This window comes from Fulvitalea axinellae, from assembly GCF_036492835.1.
Lineage (GTDB): Bacteria > Bacteroidota > Bacteroidia > Cytophagales > Cyclobacteriaceae > Fulvitalea > Fulvitalea axinellae.
The window spans coordinates 152,400-170,254 of record NZ_AP025318.1 but is presented as its reverse complement, the minus strand read 5'-3'; the positions used below and the strand labels follow the sequence as shown (position 1 = coordinate 170,254).

9 protein-coding genes are annotated in these 17,855 nt (G+C 47.3%); 6 read left to right on the top strand and 3 right to left on the bottom strand.

The window, feature by feature from the left end; all coding sequences use genetic code 11:
- Nucleotides 1–147: 147 nt before the first annotated feature.
- A complete protein-coding gene (locus AABK39_RS23910) occupies nt 148–1,962 on the top strand; it encodes a helix-turn-helix transcriptional regulator (protein WP_338395536.1) in 1,815 nt (604 codons plus the stop codon).
- A 148-nt stretch (nt 1,963–2,110) separates the two neighbouring features.
- Here the strand turns inward: AABK39_RS23910 and AABK39_RS23905 are convergent, their stop codons facing one another.
- From AABK39_RS23905 to AABK39_RS23895, 3 genes are all read right to left on the bottom strand, one after another.
- Nucleotides 2,111–3,481, bottom strand: coding sequence for an alpha-L-fucosidase (locus tag AABK39_RS23905; RefSeq protein WP_338395535.1), 1,371 nt, complete (start codon nt 3,479–3,481; stop codon nt 2,111–2,113).
- A 151-nt stretch (nt 3,482–3,632) separates the two neighbouring features.
- Nucleotides 3,633–4,913, bottom strand: coding sequence for a hypothetical protein (locus tag AABK39_RS23900; protein ID WP_338395534.1), 1,281 nt, complete (start codon nt 4,911–4,913; stop codon nt 3,633–3,635).
- 199 nt (nt 4,914–5,112) lie between these two features.
- Nucleotides 5,113–7,233: a LamG-like jellyroll fold domain-containing protein gene (locus AABK39_RS23895; RefSeq protein ID WP_338395533.1), complete on the bottom strand. Its 2,121-nt coding sequence runs from the start codon at nt 7,231–7,233 to the stop codon at nt 5,113–5,115.
- Between the two features lie 782 nt (nt 7,234–8,015).
- Here AABK39_RS23895 and AABK39_RS23890 point away from each other — a divergent pair.
- The 5 genes from AABK39_RS23890 to AABK39_RS23870 are packed head-to-tail and all read left to right on the top strand — an operon-like array spanning nt 8,016 to nt 17,852.
- The gene (locus AABK39_RS23890) at nt 8,016–10,145 is read left to right on the top strand and encodes a fasciclin domain-containing protein (RefSeq protein ID WP_338395532.1); all 2,130 of its coding nucleotides are present in this window, start codon (nt 8,016–8,018) and stop codon (nt 10,143–10,145) included.
- A gap of 9 nt (nt 10,146–10,154) precedes the next feature.
- Nucleotides 10,155–13,370 (top strand): SusC/RagA family TonB-linked outer membrane protein, encoded by a 3,216-nt coding sequence (locus AABK39_RS23885; RefSeq protein ID WP_338395531.1) that lies wholly within the window; start codon nt 10,155–10,157, stop codon nt 13,368–13,370.
- An 11-nt stretch (nt 13,371–13,381) separates the two neighbouring features.
- Complete coding sequence (locus tag AABK39_RS23880) at nt 13,382–14,851, top strand: RagB/SusD family nutrient uptake outer membrane protein (protein ID WP_338395530.1); 1,470 nt, start codon at nt 13,382–13,384, stop codon at nt 14,849–14,851.
- Nucleotides 14,852–14,865: 14 nt separating this feature from the next.
- Nucleotides 14,866–16,338 (top strand): fasciclin domain-containing protein, encoded by a 1,473-nt coding sequence (locus AABK39_RS23875; RefSeq protein WP_338395740.1) that lies wholly within the window; start codon nt 14,866–14,868, stop codon nt 16,336–16,338.
- A 23-nt stretch (nt 16,339–16,361) separates the two neighbouring features.
- On the top strand, nt 16,362–17,852 hold the full coding sequence (locus AABK39_RS23870) for a fasciclin domain-containing protein (protein WP_338395739.1): 1,491 nt from the start codon (nt 16,362–16,364) through the stop codon (nt 17,850–17,852).
- The last annotated feature ends 3 nt before the right edge of the window (nt 17,853–17,855 follow it).

Genomic DNA, 17,855 nt, shown 5'->3' with positions numbered 1-17,855 from the left:
CCATGTCACCCCTTTGAGTTTACAAATAGTTATCACTCGGCGGATAAATAGTTTACAAAGGGCTCTTTGAGGGTGGGGTAAAAGAGGAAAAGGTGTTTTTTTCTCTAATTTTGTCGGGTTTTGTACGTTAAAATCACTCGTTTGCTAATGAGGTCTGTAGTTCTTGTTCTTTTTGTACTTTTATCATTATCCCGATCCGTATTCGCACTTTCATACGTTGCCGAAGATGTTGAAAATGGGGAGGCGACATTTCGGGTAAAACCCTTAACTGGATTCACTACTGAAGACAAACTTTTATACCACGGGTATAAACCGAACCGTTGGGTTGAGAACGTGCCCTCACTCGAAGAAGTCGAGAGCGGGCTGTTGTCATTGGAAGCGGGGGCTATGTCTCGGAATCGTTTACGCCTTGGGACGGAACACGCTAAGGTCTCGGTATTGTACAAAAAAATGGGTTTGTTTGAGTTGTCCATGAGCCATGATTCGCTGGCCTACGAATGTTTCAGGGTTGTCCATCCGACCGGAGCTTGGAACGCTTTGGCGAATCTGATGGAAGGGTACTTTTTGCTTGGCGAACCTCATGAGGGAAGAGAGTTGTTTGCTCGCTGTAAAGCGGAATTGCCGGATAGCTGTGATGATGTCAGGGTGGCCTATTTACATCAGGTGAAGGCGATGTTGGCGAAGAAAAAGAAGGATTTTGACAAAGCGAAAACCTATCTCGATTCGGCTTTAATAATCAATGAAAAGAATGCCAATGACGCCGGTTTGGTAGACAACTATATGTCTATGTCACATACTCTAGCGGTATTGGGCGATTATTACGGGGCCTTTTATTCTGTGGAAAAAGCCCGGAAAATAGATGCGGAGAGAAACGGGAATAGATACTTTTCTGGCTATAATTCGGGCACCGAAGCTGGATATGTTCCTGTAAGATTACCTGAGGAGAAAGATGCTTTCTTTAAATCGATAATCGTAACGGTTTCGACGCAAAGGGAGTACCGTTTTTTGGCCAAGATGTACGTAAAGGCTTTTCTTTATTTTTATAGAAGGGAAAGGTTTCGTGAGGCGGGACCTTATCTAAAAAGGGCTTTGGAGCTCTCGTTGGCCTCGAGAGACTATTTCTATGCTACGGAAGTGTTGCGTCACCATGAAAAGCTTTATAAAACGTATAATGATGGTTTTAGGCAGCACCTGTCCAAGTTGGATACCGTCAAAGCATTTGGCGACAGCCTGAATATTGAAGGGTATTCGGACAGTTTGATTCAGGTGATGGCCGAGAATAAATTCGTTAAACCCAATCAGCGTAAACATGTGGCGAATTTGGGTTGGGAAGGTTCGGGTTATACCATTCCGGTATATGTTTTTTGGCTGGTTCTGGCTTTCGGCGCTTTTGGCCTGACGTATTTTCTTGTTCGGATGAAGCGCCTGTACCAGTGGTATGAGGACGAATTAGAAGAAAAAGGGCGTGAGCTCAAGACCGTCAAAGATCGGTTGGAAGAAGGCAAAGGGCATTTTGATGATGGGAAAGAGAAAGTGGCCTTGTTAGTGGCCCAACAAAAGAAAGGCAAGGAAGATCTAAACCGTCTGATCCACTTGATGCTCGAAGGGAGGAATATTTTCCGTGAATGTTTGAAAACCTTTGAGGAAACTGAAGACGGCGGAGAACAGATGTCCGACACTGTACGGCGACATATTCAGGTTTTGGAGCAAGACGATGTGATGCGCTATAATCTTGACGGCGATAATATGGAGCTGAAAAATAGGATTGATGCAATGTTCCCGCAATTGAGTAAAAACGAAAAGCAATTGTGCCTTTTGGTAAAACTTAAATACAGTATGAAGGAAATTGCGTTGCACAATAACACTTCGCAGAAAAGTGTGGAAGTGGCGCGTTATCGTTTGCGCAAAAAGTTGGGCTTGGAGAGTAACGAGGCCTTTAACGAGATGATTGAGGAGCTTTAGGTTTTCAGGAATAGAACTAAATATGGATTATCGATTTTACATAAACCCAAAATAGAAAAGAACCAACACGTGTAGAAAGCGATTACGCCTTGCATGTGTTGGCCTTTCACACGTTATGTCATTAAAACTGATTTCCAGCTTTTTTTTGTTATAAGTCTACAGTGTCCTGAATATTATATACTGAAAAATCTCGGATACGAGGCTCCGCAGCGGATTTCCTGATTTCCAGTTTGATCGCCTCATAATTTCCTTTCGGGAATTTCAGGATGTGTTTATGTCCAATATTGCTTCCTTTGTAGAGTTTTGTCCATACACCACGGCGCTTGCCCGATACGGTGAACTCCCGAACCCTTTCGCCTTTTGTGATATCTTCCATCAGCACAACGGTGTTCGCTTCGGGAGATTTTCTTAGGCGTACCTCAAAGCTGTCGCCTTTGCCTTTTGTCTTGGCCAACGGTTTGGCAAAGCATTTTTTGATCACGTCGCCGAATTCCTTCATGCGCTTTACGTCCACGTCTGGAACCAGTCCGCTAGGGTCGATCACTACGCCGATCAGCATATTGGTATTGCGCCCGGCGGTGGTGTAGTAGCGGTCCACCAGTTCGTCGAGGCTCATCAGGTATTTGGTGTTGTCTTTATGATAAAACCAACCGCCTTGCCAGCCTCCGTGGCGAATCGGGAAGTCGGCCTCGCCGGGACACCAAAGCGGGGCGTCGGGATTGCCGTGCAGTTTGTCTATTTCTTTGTCTCCTCCCGAAGAAGTGGTGGTGTGGCGGGTACTCCAGCAAGGGTAAGGGGCCACGCCGCGCTCATTGCCAACCCAGCGAATGAGCGAGCGGGTTTTGCTTGGGCCTTGGAACACAACCGCTTGCGGTTGATATTTGTGCATAAGGCTGGTGATGCGCGGCCCGCCTTTTTCTTCCGGTAGCACGCCACCGTCAAACCAGATTTCGAACAGCTCGCCGTATTTTGTCCAGAGTTCCGTGAGCTGTTGCTCCACCATCAGGTTATATTCCTCCTGCTCTTTTTTGTTGCGGGAATTCACCAATCCCGGATTGTCGACTTTCATATAGCCGTTGGCGGCGGCGCTGTAGTAGAGTCCGGGTTTTACGCCGTATTTTTTGCAGGATTTGATAAAATCGCCGACTATATCTCCTTTACCACCTTTCCAAGGCGAACTTTTGATACTGTAATCATGCGCTTCCGTGGGCCAAAGCGAGAATCCCGTACAGTGTTTGGCTACCAAAACGGCGTATTTTCCGCCCATATCCTTTACGGATTTTACCCACTGATCGGTGTCCAGTTTTGTAGGGTTGAAGATTTTTGGGTCGGGATTGTAGTCCCACTGTCCGCGCCATTGGTAAGACGGCTCATAGACGTTGATATCAAAGTGGATGATTGCACCAATTTCGCAATCGGCCCACTCGGCTTGCTCTTTGGTAGGCAGAGGGAGTTTTTGGGCGAAAGATACGCTGGCGAATAACAGGCATAAGCCTATTGAAAAAAGTAGTTTTCTCATAATGATAACAGTTGGAGAGGTTCTGTGTGTGCCCGCAAAAATGTACCGGACGACGGAGGCAAAGAAACCTCCCGACGGTTACTGAAAGGGTTAACGCTGTAATTATAGGCGCTAAAAAGACTATTTGGACGGATTTCCCCCGCTTTCAGGGTTAGCGGACCACTCCCGAGCGGTACCAAATCGGATTATGCTGTACGTGAACGAATTGGCGGGTAGGCAAGTGGTGCTCAGTCCTGAGAATCGACTCCCGGTCTTCGATAATTTTTTTCCAAAGTTCATTTCCTCCCCAAGTTTTATCCTTGACATCATAGCCGTCATCTCCCCATTTTCCGCCTTTTCGTTCCAATTCGGAGAAAAACATCAGGTGGCCGGCGTACCGTATAAAAGAAGGGTGAAGTCGCTCTGGACCAAGGGTCTCTTTCTCAACATCCAAACTTAAAAAGTCGTCGCCCGGCACCTCTTCGGTTGTGGTACTGTCTGGAGCTATTTCCTTCATTGGAAGCGCGGCGCCTTTTTGCTTCTTTATCTTTTGTTCCGCTTTTCTGCGAAGATGCGCTTCCGAAATATTAATCCGTTGCTCGGTCTCTTTTAGACGATCGCTGACGGTTGTTTTCCATGTATCGTCGCATACAGAGGATTCGATATCTGTCCAGGTGGACGGAAGGTGAATGAGTTTCGCCGTACTGGTTGCCGTTATCGGTGCCCGTGACATGGTAACGCCGGGCCTTTCGCCTCGGGTGTATCTGGCCGAAACCTTTATCGGATCGGAGTGGAAGTGGCAGATTTCGTCCAAAATCGCGCGACCGTAGGACGTTGTCATCAGTCGGGCGTTCATGGCGTGCACTCTGGTTCTGAAGTTCGGTACGCCTACGGCTTTTAGGGTATGGTCGGTGTCGGTGTCGTCTTCAACTTTCAGGTTTTTGTCTCCAATCACATCCCGCCACAGGGTTTTCATACTTTCCTGTTTGTCCTCCAACATATTGTCCCAGTCAGGCATATAGGGAGTCATTCCCATGGAAATCAGCATTTCGGTAAGGCGGTCGTGCTCATTCTGTACGTCTTGGAGAAGCCGTAGCATCCCGCCGGCGTGCGGAGGCGCTTGTATTTGGTCGTCATCTTCGGAGAAGGAACATTTGGAATTCCACTTATATACGGCGTGCTCCAAGCGATGCAAAACCCGGAACCGTCCGTAAATTTCCGCTTTTGAAACGCCGTCAATTTCTCGGTATTCGGCTAAGAGCTCTTCCACTTCCTTGGCGAATGGATTCTCGGTATATCGGGTGGACGGATCCGTATCTGGCGTAGAGGCTTTGAACATACCGGGAGTCATAAGCGCCTGAATCGGTGGCGGACCGCTAGGCGGAAGCAGGCTCTTGCCGGTATGGCCCGCGGAGTTCCGAGACGCTTTAGAATGACTTTGGTGGCAGAACATGCTCCGGATGTTTGTAGAGGTTCCCTCAAGTCTTTTTCAATGAAGACAGGTTAGCGAGAACGTTTATTTAAGAAAAGCGTAAAGTGTCGCACATTGCTGAATCCCAATGATTCAGGGTGATTTTGTGCTGGCCTTTACGCTTGGCTATTTGCTTTGTACTAATAATATCGGAGCGTATATATTGTTTCGCTTTGTAGGCCTAGGCGGTCGGACTTAGCGCAAAATCTTCGAAGCGTTTTTCGTACTCGGTATTATATACGGCGTCGTATTCGCTTTTGTATCTTTTGAAATACTCTTTGGCCTTCTGGATTTGTCCCTGAAGGATATACGACCGAATGCGGTAAGCCATGCCGTCTTCCGAAAATTTGTCAGAAGTCTGCAGAGCGTCGGCCAAGAGACGATACCAATAGTGATCATCCGTTTCGGGCAAGTCGTTTAGCTTCGAGGCTACCAAGTTGTCGAGCTCGTCGCGGTATTTGTCTACCCAACCGCTTTGGAGAAACGCGCAAAGCTTGCCCTTTGACAGAGTCTGGAGGATTTCTTTGTGTTCGGATGAATTCCTAAAAGTAGAACCTCCTTTCAGAAAAACTTCCGAGACGCCGTAGAGATCGCAGTTAACATCATCGGAGAGGGTGAGGAGCCAGTGGCCCGACTCGTGTTTGAGTTCACCGATCCGCAATTCGGCCATAACCTTACGGAGTTTTGAGAATAAAGTGCTACGGTTGTTTTTGGCGCTTGCCAAATCCAGGTCTTCCCAAAGGGCGGAGTAAATTTGTTCCGGATTAATCTTTTGATTGCCGAAGGCGTGGTTAATCAGGAAAAATGAAAGCGCTTCCTGCATTTTGGGCGAAAAACGGTTTTTGAGTTTTTCGTTGTTGGAACTTATTATTGAAAATGGGCCGAACAGGCAAATTGTCGTTTCGTTGGTTTTCGTTATTGGCTCTGTCGGTTGCGCTTGCCTTTTGGCTTGTTTTCGTATTGTTATTCCCGCCTCTTTTGAGCTATTGGCTTTTCTTTTTTTGAAATAATAAAAGACGATAGAAATCAGGAATATGAATAATAATATACCCGACCCAATCGAGATCCAGATATTTTTGGAGACTTTAAAATCGAAAGTGTCGGTTACTGGCGGGGTAGAAAAAAGCTCAAGAATTTGGGTTTCGTCCATAGACCGGTTCCATATCATCAGATCTCTCATTTCCCCGTTATACGGTTCGGGCCAAGGGTAATTTCCGACTAACATGGGCTTTGTTGACGGTTTGGGTTGCGGTATGCGGAATCTCTCTACCTGTTTTCCGTTTGCGTATAGACAAACCGTATTATCCCTACTTTTGGTAATTGCGATATCGATCCATTTCCAAGGGTTTTTGAGCCTTACCATTGACCTATAGTCATTCACACCCGGCAAGGTGAACATAAGGTGTCTTCCGGTCTGGATCTTTAAGGCGAAGCTACTGTCTTGGCTAAATAACGTTTGGACATGTGACCCGCCGGGGCTGAGTTTTACGCTGAGAAAGATCGTAAACTCGTCCAATTCAGAAAATCGTTTGTCTCTCTGAAACTGACCGAAGCTGTCGAAGCCGTTAAAAATCAGCGCTTCATTTTCCTGTTCAATATTATGCCTAATTAATTTCGGGCCTTTGGGGTCCGCTTTGGCATCGAACCGCCCGGTTGAAGCAATCGAGGCCATCAGTTCTTGGCCTAAAGGGAGAGCGTGGGCTATAAACGTAAACTCTTGCTTTGAGAAGTATTTTGGAAAGAAGGTATTCGGGGCGAATGAATACCCCTTTTTTATAAAGGTCAAAGACTTGGGGATATCCTTTGAAGGGATGCGGAAATATGAAGAATAAGATGATCCCGGTATTTCCTTGATTTGGACGTCTTTCATCGGGTTGCCGTTACTGTCTACCAATATTCCGAGAAGGCTGGAATAACCGTTAACGGCTTGGCTGTACCGGGAAGGATGGGCCCCCCGTTCTCCGTTATGGATGACATATGTTGGTTGCCTTCCCGTTCTTCTCCATATATCCAATATCTTTGGATCCTCTTCTATGGATAAGTCGATAAAAGTCGGATAGCCCGCTTTGGCGTTTTCGAATGTATAGGCCCTTGGCTTATTGTTTTGTATTAGTTCTACCGGTAGTTTGTTGTCTTTTCGTTTTATAAGGATAGTCTTATTTGCTAACTCGTGCTCGGGTGAGTTGATTCTGCCATCGTCTTGGGCAAATAAGGGGAAAAAATAAAGGCAGGCGAAGAAAGTGAGCATAACGGTTCGCATTGTCCTTTTCCGTATCTTTTCTAATGAATTATCAGTAGGCATAGTATTTTTTATGTATTGGCGCATGGTCTAAGGCACGTGTCTACATTAATATCCCGGTAACCTCAGGGACATCTGATGAATTTCTTTTTAATAAAAAGAGACAATAAAAGGTAGTTCCCGGGAAAGTATAATTTTCCAGGAGGTGAAAATGGTAAATACTGACGATGCGATAGAAAAGTAGACGGAATATCTCCGTTTGTATTGCTAATATAAGAGAATGGTATTCAAACTGGCAATATGAATGATAGGTATTTTTAGGATAAAGGGATTTGAGGATACATTGAAGCAAAATCCTTGCGTACGAACTCCAAACGCATTTTTTCCGATATAGGCTATAATCAGAAATATAAGTTTTTATGTGATGGTGCCCGTAATAATACCCGAAATGGTGCGTGGTAGAGGAGGGTGAGGGCGGTGTTTTTCAATAGCTTGGGGCGCTAATGATTTCAATAAAATTGACAAGCTAAAACGTTAAATTGTTTTAATTTTAACAGAATCGTTTGGTTTGGTCACTATCGGATGTTGGCTTGTCTCTTTACTCTAACCACTCGATAATTTTTAGGGGAAAATCCTTTTCGCGTAACGGCAAGTGGTTGCTGTGGTTGTCGAATAAATACCTACCGTTACTCGGTTTGGTGCCTTTAAAGATACCCTGACGCCTTTATAATTGTTTTATCTATTGTGTTGCCGGGTTTACGCCACAATTTGCCCGGCCTTAAGGAAGGATAAGGATTTTTTTGCGTTGCACAGTTGTTTTATGTTCCATACAAAATCATATTTTTATGATCAGAAATCTTTACTGTTTTTGGCTGATGCTGGCTTTGGTCCTGTTCGCTTCGTGCGACGAGGACGTTGGCCGGGGCCACTACGACATTCCCGAAGGCCTTGACCAAACGGTGATAGGCGTGCTGGAAGACGAAGGAAAGTTCGGGCAATTCCTGAAAGGGGTAGACCTATTGGAAGAACGCCGGAATCTGGAAAGTAGTTCCTTCACCATTTTTGCTCCTAACGACGACGTTTTGTTGCCGTATCTCAAATCGGAATACGGAGTTTCCGACATCGGAGAATTGGATAAGGAGGATTTGGAATCCCTTATCAAAGGGCATATCATCCGAAATTCCCTGACTTGGCAGAAGATGTATCGCCAAAGTGTCAGTAACAGGTGGACCGACGAGGTGACGGGCGAAGATCCCGTAAACGCAAACGGTTATCAGGTTATTAGGCAGGAAGTGGTTTACCGAAACCCTGTTATTGAGGACAATAATCATCCGGAAGGAAAGATCTACAAGGTTTACGAGCCCGAAAGATTTTTACCTGTTTTTCCTATTCACAGGCTCTGCGGAATTCTGGAACCGGCCGATTACGATTTCCTGTTTCCCGATTCCAAATATACCGGCTTTAATATCCATGGCGCCAAAGCCGTGGAGCAGGATATTCCCGCCGTAAACGGAACGGTTCATTTTGTGGACAAAGTATTGCCTGTATTGAAGAATGCCGACGAGATAATGGCGGAAAAAGATGGCTATACGCTCTTCAAGACGCTTACGGACCGTTTTGCGGAATACAATTTCGATGGCGACGCCACGGAAAAGTATGGCGAAAGCCCGCAGGATTCGATCTTTAGAAAGCGTCACCGGAATTTTGGTCTGGCGCAGTTCGCAAGTTCAAGAATGACACTCTGGACTGGCTCTGACGGTAAAGGTAGAAACAGGGTTTACAACGTATTCTTGCCTACGGATCAGGCTCTTGAAGAATATTTTCAGGGAAGGTTCGGGGAGTATTACACGTCTTATGATGAAGTGCCGGAGGACATTCTGTTCTTTATGGTCAAAAACCATTTCTCTCTTTACCATAATAAATGGATTCGTCCGTCGGAGCTGAAGTTTTTCGCTACGGGACTTTTTGAGGAAGGAATCGTAGACAAAGGAGAGGTTCAGTGGCGCACGTTCGCAAACAATGCCGTGATTTATGGTATGAACAGGGTGTTGGCTCCGGAGATCTATTCTTCCGCCGCCGGCGTGACTATGTTCAACCCCGATTATTCGTGGTTGCTTAAGTCCATGGTAATTGCGCCTTCCGCCAGAGGAGCGGTGGCTAACTTGAAGTTGGAGGCCACGTTCTTTGGGTTCAAAAACGGTGTTTTCGAAGATAACGACATCAGGTATAGCGAGTTGCTGGAGTCTTTCGTGATTTTTGATTCCCAGAAGCAGAAAGACGTTCGTTTTGACCCGGATGACGTGGAAGATCTGTTGTCCATGCACGTTTCCGACAAAGGTAACCTCGCTGACGCGTCTGGCCGGACCTTTTTGGAAATGAAAGGCGGATATGTCTGCGTAAACAACAACAAAGCTTACGGAGGTGGAAACGAAGAGGACGGCGAAGAAATCGACATCCTTTCGAAAGATACGGGCGGTGAAAACGGAACTTTTTACGAGTTGTCCGGATTCCTGAAAGCGCCTACCAAGAATGTGGCTTCGCATATGCTTGATAATGACGAATACAGCGAATTCGCGGAGTTGATGAAGAAAGCTAAATTGGCCAATGACAACTCTAGCTGGTTGATTTCCGGCAAAGAGGTGACCGTTTTGATTCCTACCAACGAGGCCATAGAGGAGGCCAAAGACAAGGGCTTGATTCCCGAGGAAGAAAAGGAATTGATAAACTTCCTGCGCTACTTCTTTATTGAAGGCGAACAAATCTTTACAGACGGAGGAAAAACCGGCGAGTTCGATACGATGAGCGCCGGAGAGGATGGCCAGAACAAAATGATCTTCGCGTTTGAAGGCGACCAATTGACCGTCACCGACGGTAGCGGACGGAAAGTCGTCGTAGATCGCCAACGTAACGTTACCGACGTGTTGGCCAAAGGCGGAACCATCCACCAGATTAACTCGATTCTGTCAAGCAAATAATTTTTTGAGATGAGAAAACACTTATTACTATATGTGTTCCTGCTCTGCTCGTTCGGACGATTCGCTTTGGCCCAAGAGGGTGGCCATATCGTTAGCGGCCACGTAAAAGGCTCTGACGGAGATGAGGCCCTGATAGGGGTGAACGTCGTCGAGGTGGACCAGGACAACCGTTTTGTCAATGGACAAATAACGGATATCAACGGCTTCTTTATGATGAAGCTGTCTTCTCCAAATTCCACGCTAAGGTTTACTTATGTGGGCTATAAGGAGAAACGCGAGAAGGTGAACGGCCGATCCAAGTTGCAGGTTACTTTGTCCAGCGCTATGGAAGAGCTTCAGACGGTAGTCGTGCAGGGGGAATCCACTTCCGACGGATTTATCGAGTTCAGGAACAAAAACACTTCGATGGCCCGTGTCAACATCGCCGAAATGGACGCTATGGGCGCCCCTTCGGTTGACGAGATGCTGCAGGGACGAATCAGTAGTGTGGATATCGTGGCCGCTTCCGGTGATCCCGGTGCGGGTATGCAGATCCGTATCCGGGGTACGTCTACGATTAACGGTAACCGCGAGCCGCTTATCGTGCTTGACGGAATTCCTTTCGAGGCCGATATTGACGAGAGTTTCGACTTTAATTCCGCTGACCAGCAGAACTTCTCGGAGTTGCTGTCGATTCCGGTTAACGATATCGAGACCATCGAGGTGTTGAAAGACGCCGCCTCGGCCGCTATTTGGGGAGCCAAAGCCGCCAACGGCGTAATACAGATCACAACGAAAAGGGGCAAGCGTTCGAAACCTTATGTGACCTACGCAGCTTCTTACAGGATCGATACGCAACCTGAGCGTATTCCGCTTTTGAGCGGATCAGAGTATGTGACTCTGCAGAAAGACCTTCTGTTTAACGCTAACGGAAATCCCGCTTCTTCGGATAGGCCTGAACTAAACTACGACCGTGACTTTGAGCATTATTACAATTACGCTCAGGACGTTGACTGGATGGACGAGATTACCCGTACAGGCCAAACGCAAGAACATAACGTTTCTTTGCAGGGCGGTGGCGAGAAAATCCGTTACCGTACTTCGTTTAACTACCGTGGCCAGGAAGGCACCGTGATCGGGACGGGCTTTGACCGGATTACCACCCGTGTTAACCTCGACTATTTTATCAGTGATAAACTGCAAGTCAGTTCGGAGTTCGCCTATAGCCGTGAATCTACCGATTCTCCTTATCATAATGACGGAGACAAACCGCTTTATTATCGTACCGTGGCGCAGGCCAAAATGCCTAACCACAGTATCTATGAATATGATGAGGAAGGAAATCTGACAGGGAAATACTTTACCGACACTCGCCTGAACGCTTACCAAGGAACTTATAATCCGGTGGCAATGGCTAGGGAGGCGGGAGCCAATGCCTTGAAAAACCGCTTGGTTTCCAACTTAAGAATCCGCTATGATTTGACCGAAACACTTTCGCTTAAATCCACCGTCAGTATTTCTTTGACCAATTCCAAATCATCGGCGTTCCTGCCGGAATCAGCCAGTAGATATGATTGGGATGGTCCGGAGGTAAACGAGGCTCGGGGCACGGACGCTGAAGGTTTCCGGGTAAATACTTTCACAGATATTTTCTACACTCCAAAATTAGGAGAGAACCACAGTCTGCTTTTCCACGGATCTTGGCAAACCAGTGATTCCAGATCGTACAAATATGGAATCAGTTCGTCAAGTCTGGCCTCAGGTGATTTTAACGAACCTGGTGCGGCTGGATATATCCGCGGAATGGAATCCAGCAACGGTTTGGGACGTACGCTCGGCCTTGTTGCCCGTACGGATTATACCTACAAAAACACTTACAACGTAGGTGGCGGATTCCGTATGGGAGCCGACTCCGGCTACGGCGACAGCTTCAGTTGGGGATACTTTCCTTACGCTGCGTTCTTCTGGAGAATCTCGAACGAGTCATTTATGGAAGACTTGAGTTTTGTGGACGAACTGAAACTTCGCGGTAACGTGGGTACGGTTGGTTTAGCTCCGGACCGCAACAAGTTTTCTCCTCACAGTATTTACGGACCCAGTGGGACGTACATGGACATGGGAGGTGTTGTGCCGAGGAATATCAAGCTCAACAACCTTAAGTGGAGTGTGAAAACGACTTATGATGTAGGACTTGAATTTTCAGGGTTTGAGAATAGGGTAAACATGGAATTCGGAGCCTACCGTTCCGTAACCGCTGACCAATTGTTACAGTTGGGTGTTCCCGGGTCTACTGGATATAGCAACGTGTTCCAGAATGCGGCCACGTTGACAAACGAAGGCGTGGAATTCGAACTTAGCCTTGTGCCTTACCAAACCAAGGACACCAAGTTGACCTTTGATTTCAATATCGCCAGAAACATAAACCGTGTGGAAAAAGTGCCGGAGTCTTTCCCTCTTCAGGGCGGAAACCTTCGGGAAAACGGCAGCTACGGTGTCAGGCTTGTCGAGGGACATCCGTTGGGCGGTTTTTACGGTTATGAGTCCCTTGGCGTGTACAGCACGAAAAAGGACTTGATAGCTTTGGACAAAAACGGAGAGCCTATCCGTGATTATGAGACTGGCGAGGGCCTAACCATGCGGACCGCTTGGGGCTATGCGTTTGAGGCTGGCGATGCCAAATACAAAGACCAGAACAACGACGGCGTAATAGATGAGGCCGACGTAAAATACTTGGGGTCGAGTAATCCTGATTTCATCGGCGGTTTCGGGTTGCGACTCACGCATAAGGGCTGGTCGCTGAATTCCCGGTTTGTGTTCCGTAGCGGACAAGACGCCGTCAACTCGGCGAGAATGGGATTGGAGACAATGAACAATTCCAATAACCAGAGTACGGCCGTTTTGCGCCGATGGAGACGTCCGGGCGACGTGACTGATATTCCACGCGCGGTACATGGAGGATACGCCACTTATAATTATTTGGCTTCTGACCGCTTTGTCGAGGAGACCTCGTACTTGCGTTTCCGGTCACTTTCCTTGGCTTATCGTTTTGACCAGAAATTTGTCAAGAAAATCGGTCTCAGCAACCTGAAGATTACGGCTACCGCCAATAACCTCTTCACGTTTACCGACTACACTGGACAAGACCCTGAGGTGCCATTAGGTGGCGGAGTATTCGATATCGGTTACGACAAAGGTTTTACGCCTCCGTCCAGGTCTTTTATCATCAATCTTAACGCAAGCTTTTAAGCATGGACAATATGAAAAGATATACCAATATCATCGTTCTGTTCTTGGCTTTCAGTATTTCTTCTTGTCAGGATTGGATAAACGTGGAGCCCCAGAACTCCGTAGTCTTGGAAGATTTTTGGAAATCCAAAGACGACATCGAAAGCGCCTTGGCCGGTACTTATGTCGAGTTGCGTGAGCCTAGCGACAGGTTCCTTCTTTGGGGTGAAATACTTCGTTCTCCGTCTTTTGAAATTGGTGGTAACAATACGGGCAGCATTGTGGTAGACGCGGAAAAGATTATGCGTCTGCAGATCACTAGTGAGAATATCCATAGTGATTGGAATGGCCTTTACAAAATCATTCACCTGGCCAATAACGTAATCAAATATGCGCCTACAGTGAGGGACAACGACCTTTCGCTTAGTGAGAAGGAGCTAAACGCATATCTTTCGGAGGCATATTTCATTCGCTCGCTTTGTTATTACTATTTGGTACGGACTTTCAAGGACATTCCGTTTCCATTGGAACCTTCGGATACGGATGATATCGAGTTTTTCCTACCGAAAACCGACGACGCTACTATTCTTGATAAATTAATCGAGGATATGGAGTGGGCGGAACGTTATGCTCCAAAAAGTTTCGCCAATATCGAATACGATAAAGGTCGGGCTACGAAGGCGGCCGCGCAGGCTCTGCTTGCCGACTTGTACTTGTGGGTAGGGCGCTACGATGATTGTTTGTTGATGTGTGACAAACTGATCAACCAGTCTTCGCATGCGTTGCTTCCTGGTGACAGGTGGTTTCAGATTTTTTCCAAGGGAAATACCAACGAAGGAATTTTTGAGATCCAATACGATGCGTCACGAAGCCAATCTAATGTATTATCCACATGGATGTTTAATAATATTGGGAGTAGAAATTCCGCGTACGTATTGCGGGAGGAGACGTTGGAGTTGTACGACAAGACGGATGCCCGGGGTGAAGGAAAGACCTTTATGAAGGATAATTTGACACTTTGGAAATATATAGGCCTAGAGGAAGACAATAGCTCCAGATTCCGTACAATCGGTAATAACGACGCCAACATCATTCTTTACCGCTACGCTGATATTTTACTGATGAAAGCGGAAGCTTTGGTGGAAAAAGGTGATTTCTTCGCGGCCCAAGCCGAGTATAATAAAATCCGGGACCGTGCGAATCTCCCTTCCAAAATCTTTCCGAATGACAGGCACATTGCCGAAGACCTGATCCTTGAGGAGCGAACCCGAGAGTTTATCGGTGAAGGAAAACGGTGGTTCGATATTTTACGCTTTGCCAAACGTAACGATTTCGAGCGAAAGCAAATGCTTATCGACATCCTAACGGCAAACGTGGATCCGCAGGAATTGCCGAAATGGAAGAGCTTACTATCCAACCCTATGGGATATTACTTGCCGATCCATTATGATGAAGTCCGCAACAACAGCAAGCTGGAGCAAAATCCATATTACGCACGATAAAACGCACGGACATTATGAAAAAATATCTTAGACACTATTCGTGGGTTTTGTCTTTGTTCGGTCTGTGGTACGCTACGGCCTGCGACACTAAACTCGACGACGAGTTTCCGACCGACATCGAGACCCTGACCATTACCCAGTATCTGGAACAGGATGGCGAGCATTCGTTTGAGCTTTTTCTCAAAATGCTCGACCGCTCCAAGATTGGTAGCGTTGTGGGCGCGTACGGTAGCTTTACCTGCTTTGCGCCAGATGACGATGCGGTGAACGAATACCTGAAAACCAGGGACTATTCCACTGTTGACGATATCCCGGAAGATCTTCTTCGCCTTTTGGTTGAGGGACATATCACCAACACGGAACACTTGGCCCAAACCCTGAGTCAAGGCGCCATGGCCGATACCACTTTGGCCGGAAAGTTCATCACGGTGGCCTTCGGTGAAGGTGGATTGGAAAATATAACCCTTTCCGGAACGGCAAAAATTGTGAAGCGCGACGTAAAGTGCAGCAACGGTTTGGTACACGTAGTGGACGGCGTTATCCGCCCGATCTCTGATGAGGCCGACGGCGTACTGGAAAGGCGTGGCGACTTCGGAATCTTCGTTAAGGCGTTGCGCGAAACCAAAGTGTTGGAACATTTGGCCGAAGCCAAACTGAAATACAGCCTCTTCGCCGAGCCTGACGCAGTATTTGCCGAGGCGGGAATCGCCGATTACGAGGCCCTGAAGGCCAAGTACTCTGCTGGCGGAGATGTTTCCGATCCGGCGAACGGCCTTTATAAGTTTGTGGCGTATCATTTTCTGAAAAACGACTGGTTCACTTCGGACTTGACAACTTATCAGGAAAACGCCTATCAGACATTCAACGGCGAGATGTTGCGTATCGATCGCGGTAGCCGTTTGTTATTGAACCCGAAATACGACGAGCGGGGAAGAATAACTGAAAACATCTTTATCGACGAGGTCAACATCGACCTTCAGTCCGCTAACGGCGTAATCTTCGAGCTCGACAATGTGATGGAAGAACAGACGCCCGAGCCTTTCGTGTTCTATTCCGATTTCTTCCGCGTGCCGGAATTCAGGCATACATTCCGCACCGGCGCAGTATACACTGTCGACGAAGTGGAGCGTTGGTCGGCTCTCGGCCTGACGGACATTTACGTTTCCGGTGGCGGTTCACTCGGTTCGCAAGTCATCTTCCAGACATATGGCGGATGGTTCGAATTCGTGACGCATGTGGTACCGAAAGGTAAACACAAAGTGGCGATAAAATTCAGGGCTGTTAACGAAGACAACGTAGGCTCTTTCTACGTGGGAATCGACGGTCAAAGATCATCGAGAATCATCGATGGCAGGACTGACAGCGGATATCTCGAATTCGGAACCTATACGTTTGAGGAGAACTCTACACACGTATTCCGCATCGAGTCCGTACGGCCGGGCCGGGCGTTTATCGATGATATCAGGTTTACGCCGGTTACAGAGTAGTTTTTGGAACTTAATAGAAAATCATGAGCGACAGCTTTATATATAAATACGGCCTGTGTTTCGCGTTTTTGCTGGGCTTGGCAGGCTGTGACGCATACGAGGACCACTACGAGTCGCCTTCCGCAACGGTGGAAAACACGACTGTATACGGCCATCTCCAAGCCAATCCGAAATACGGTGAGTTTGTGGGTTTGGTAGACAAGGCCGGTTACAAGGACGTGCTCTCGGGCGCCGATCCTGTGACGGTTTTCGTGCCTTCGCAGGCTACTGTGGGAGAATTGTCGAAGCTTACCGTGGATTCGTTGCGCAAAGTGATGAAATACCATATCGGTAACACTTTATTGTTCGAATATCTTCTCGAAGATGAAAAACAGTTGCTGTACAAGACCCTTTCGGGGAAAAACATCAGGGTGCTGAAATCTGGCGCCAAGGTTTTGCTGGAAGGTGACAACAGCATCGGAGGCAAAGGGTCGGTATGCGAAAACGGCGTGGTTTACGATATCGACGGCGTGTTGCCTTATCGTACCAACCTTTTCGAACAGGCCCGGGTGCCGGTGGAAGGTTACGATATCTTCCAATCATTTATCGGCGAGGACGACGTTTTGTTCGATGAGGAGAACAGCGTAAAAGTAGGGGTAAACGAATTCGGGCAGAATGTTTACGATTCGGTGTGGATAGACGATTTCATCTATCTGAAAACCGTAGGCGAAATTGCCCGCGAAGATTCCATATACACTTGTCTGATGCTTTCTGACGAGGCGATTGACGAATCCTATAACCAAGTGGTTAAACGCTACTATGGGGAGCCTGAAAATCTGCCGGAAGGTTTCGAGACGAAAAAACTGTTTGACGATAAGTTTGAGCTTGTTCCCGAAGATAAAGCGACCAAGACGAGAAAAGACAGGGTCTTGAACGCCATTATGACTTCGACGCTGATACGGGGCGAACTGACGCCGGAGGAATTGTCCGATACGTTGGTGGCCGTAAACGGTCGCAAGATAGTTCGCCCTGCGGAAGGTACGGGGAACTTCACCAAGCAAAGCAACGGCTACTTGTATCGTTGGCCCGCTTCCGTTACGCTTATGTCGGATTTGGTAGCGAATGGTAAAGTGATAGACGCTTCGGTCGAAGATCTGCATGACCAGAGTGTGCCCGTCGATGATCCCGCTTTCCTGGATTTCAAAGAGTTTTTCAATTTTCAGACTCTTCCAGCGGTGGCTTTCAAACTGGACAAACCGTTTTGGGTGACAATCCAGCTTGATAAGTTAATCGCCGGGAAATACAGGATAGGGGTTAGGGCTATATCAACGCGTAGCACGGAGTCGAGGGTAACTATCGGCGACAAGGTGCTGGCCAGAGAGTTCAAGCCTGTCCGTGAGGTGGAGAGTCTTGGCTTTGTGGAGTTCGATTCGTTCGGCGACAGGAAAATCAAATTTGAGGTTACCAAACCGAATTCCTTGGGCGAATATGAGCTTGGCTTGGTTGAGATCATACTGTTGCCTGTGAAGGAATAATGG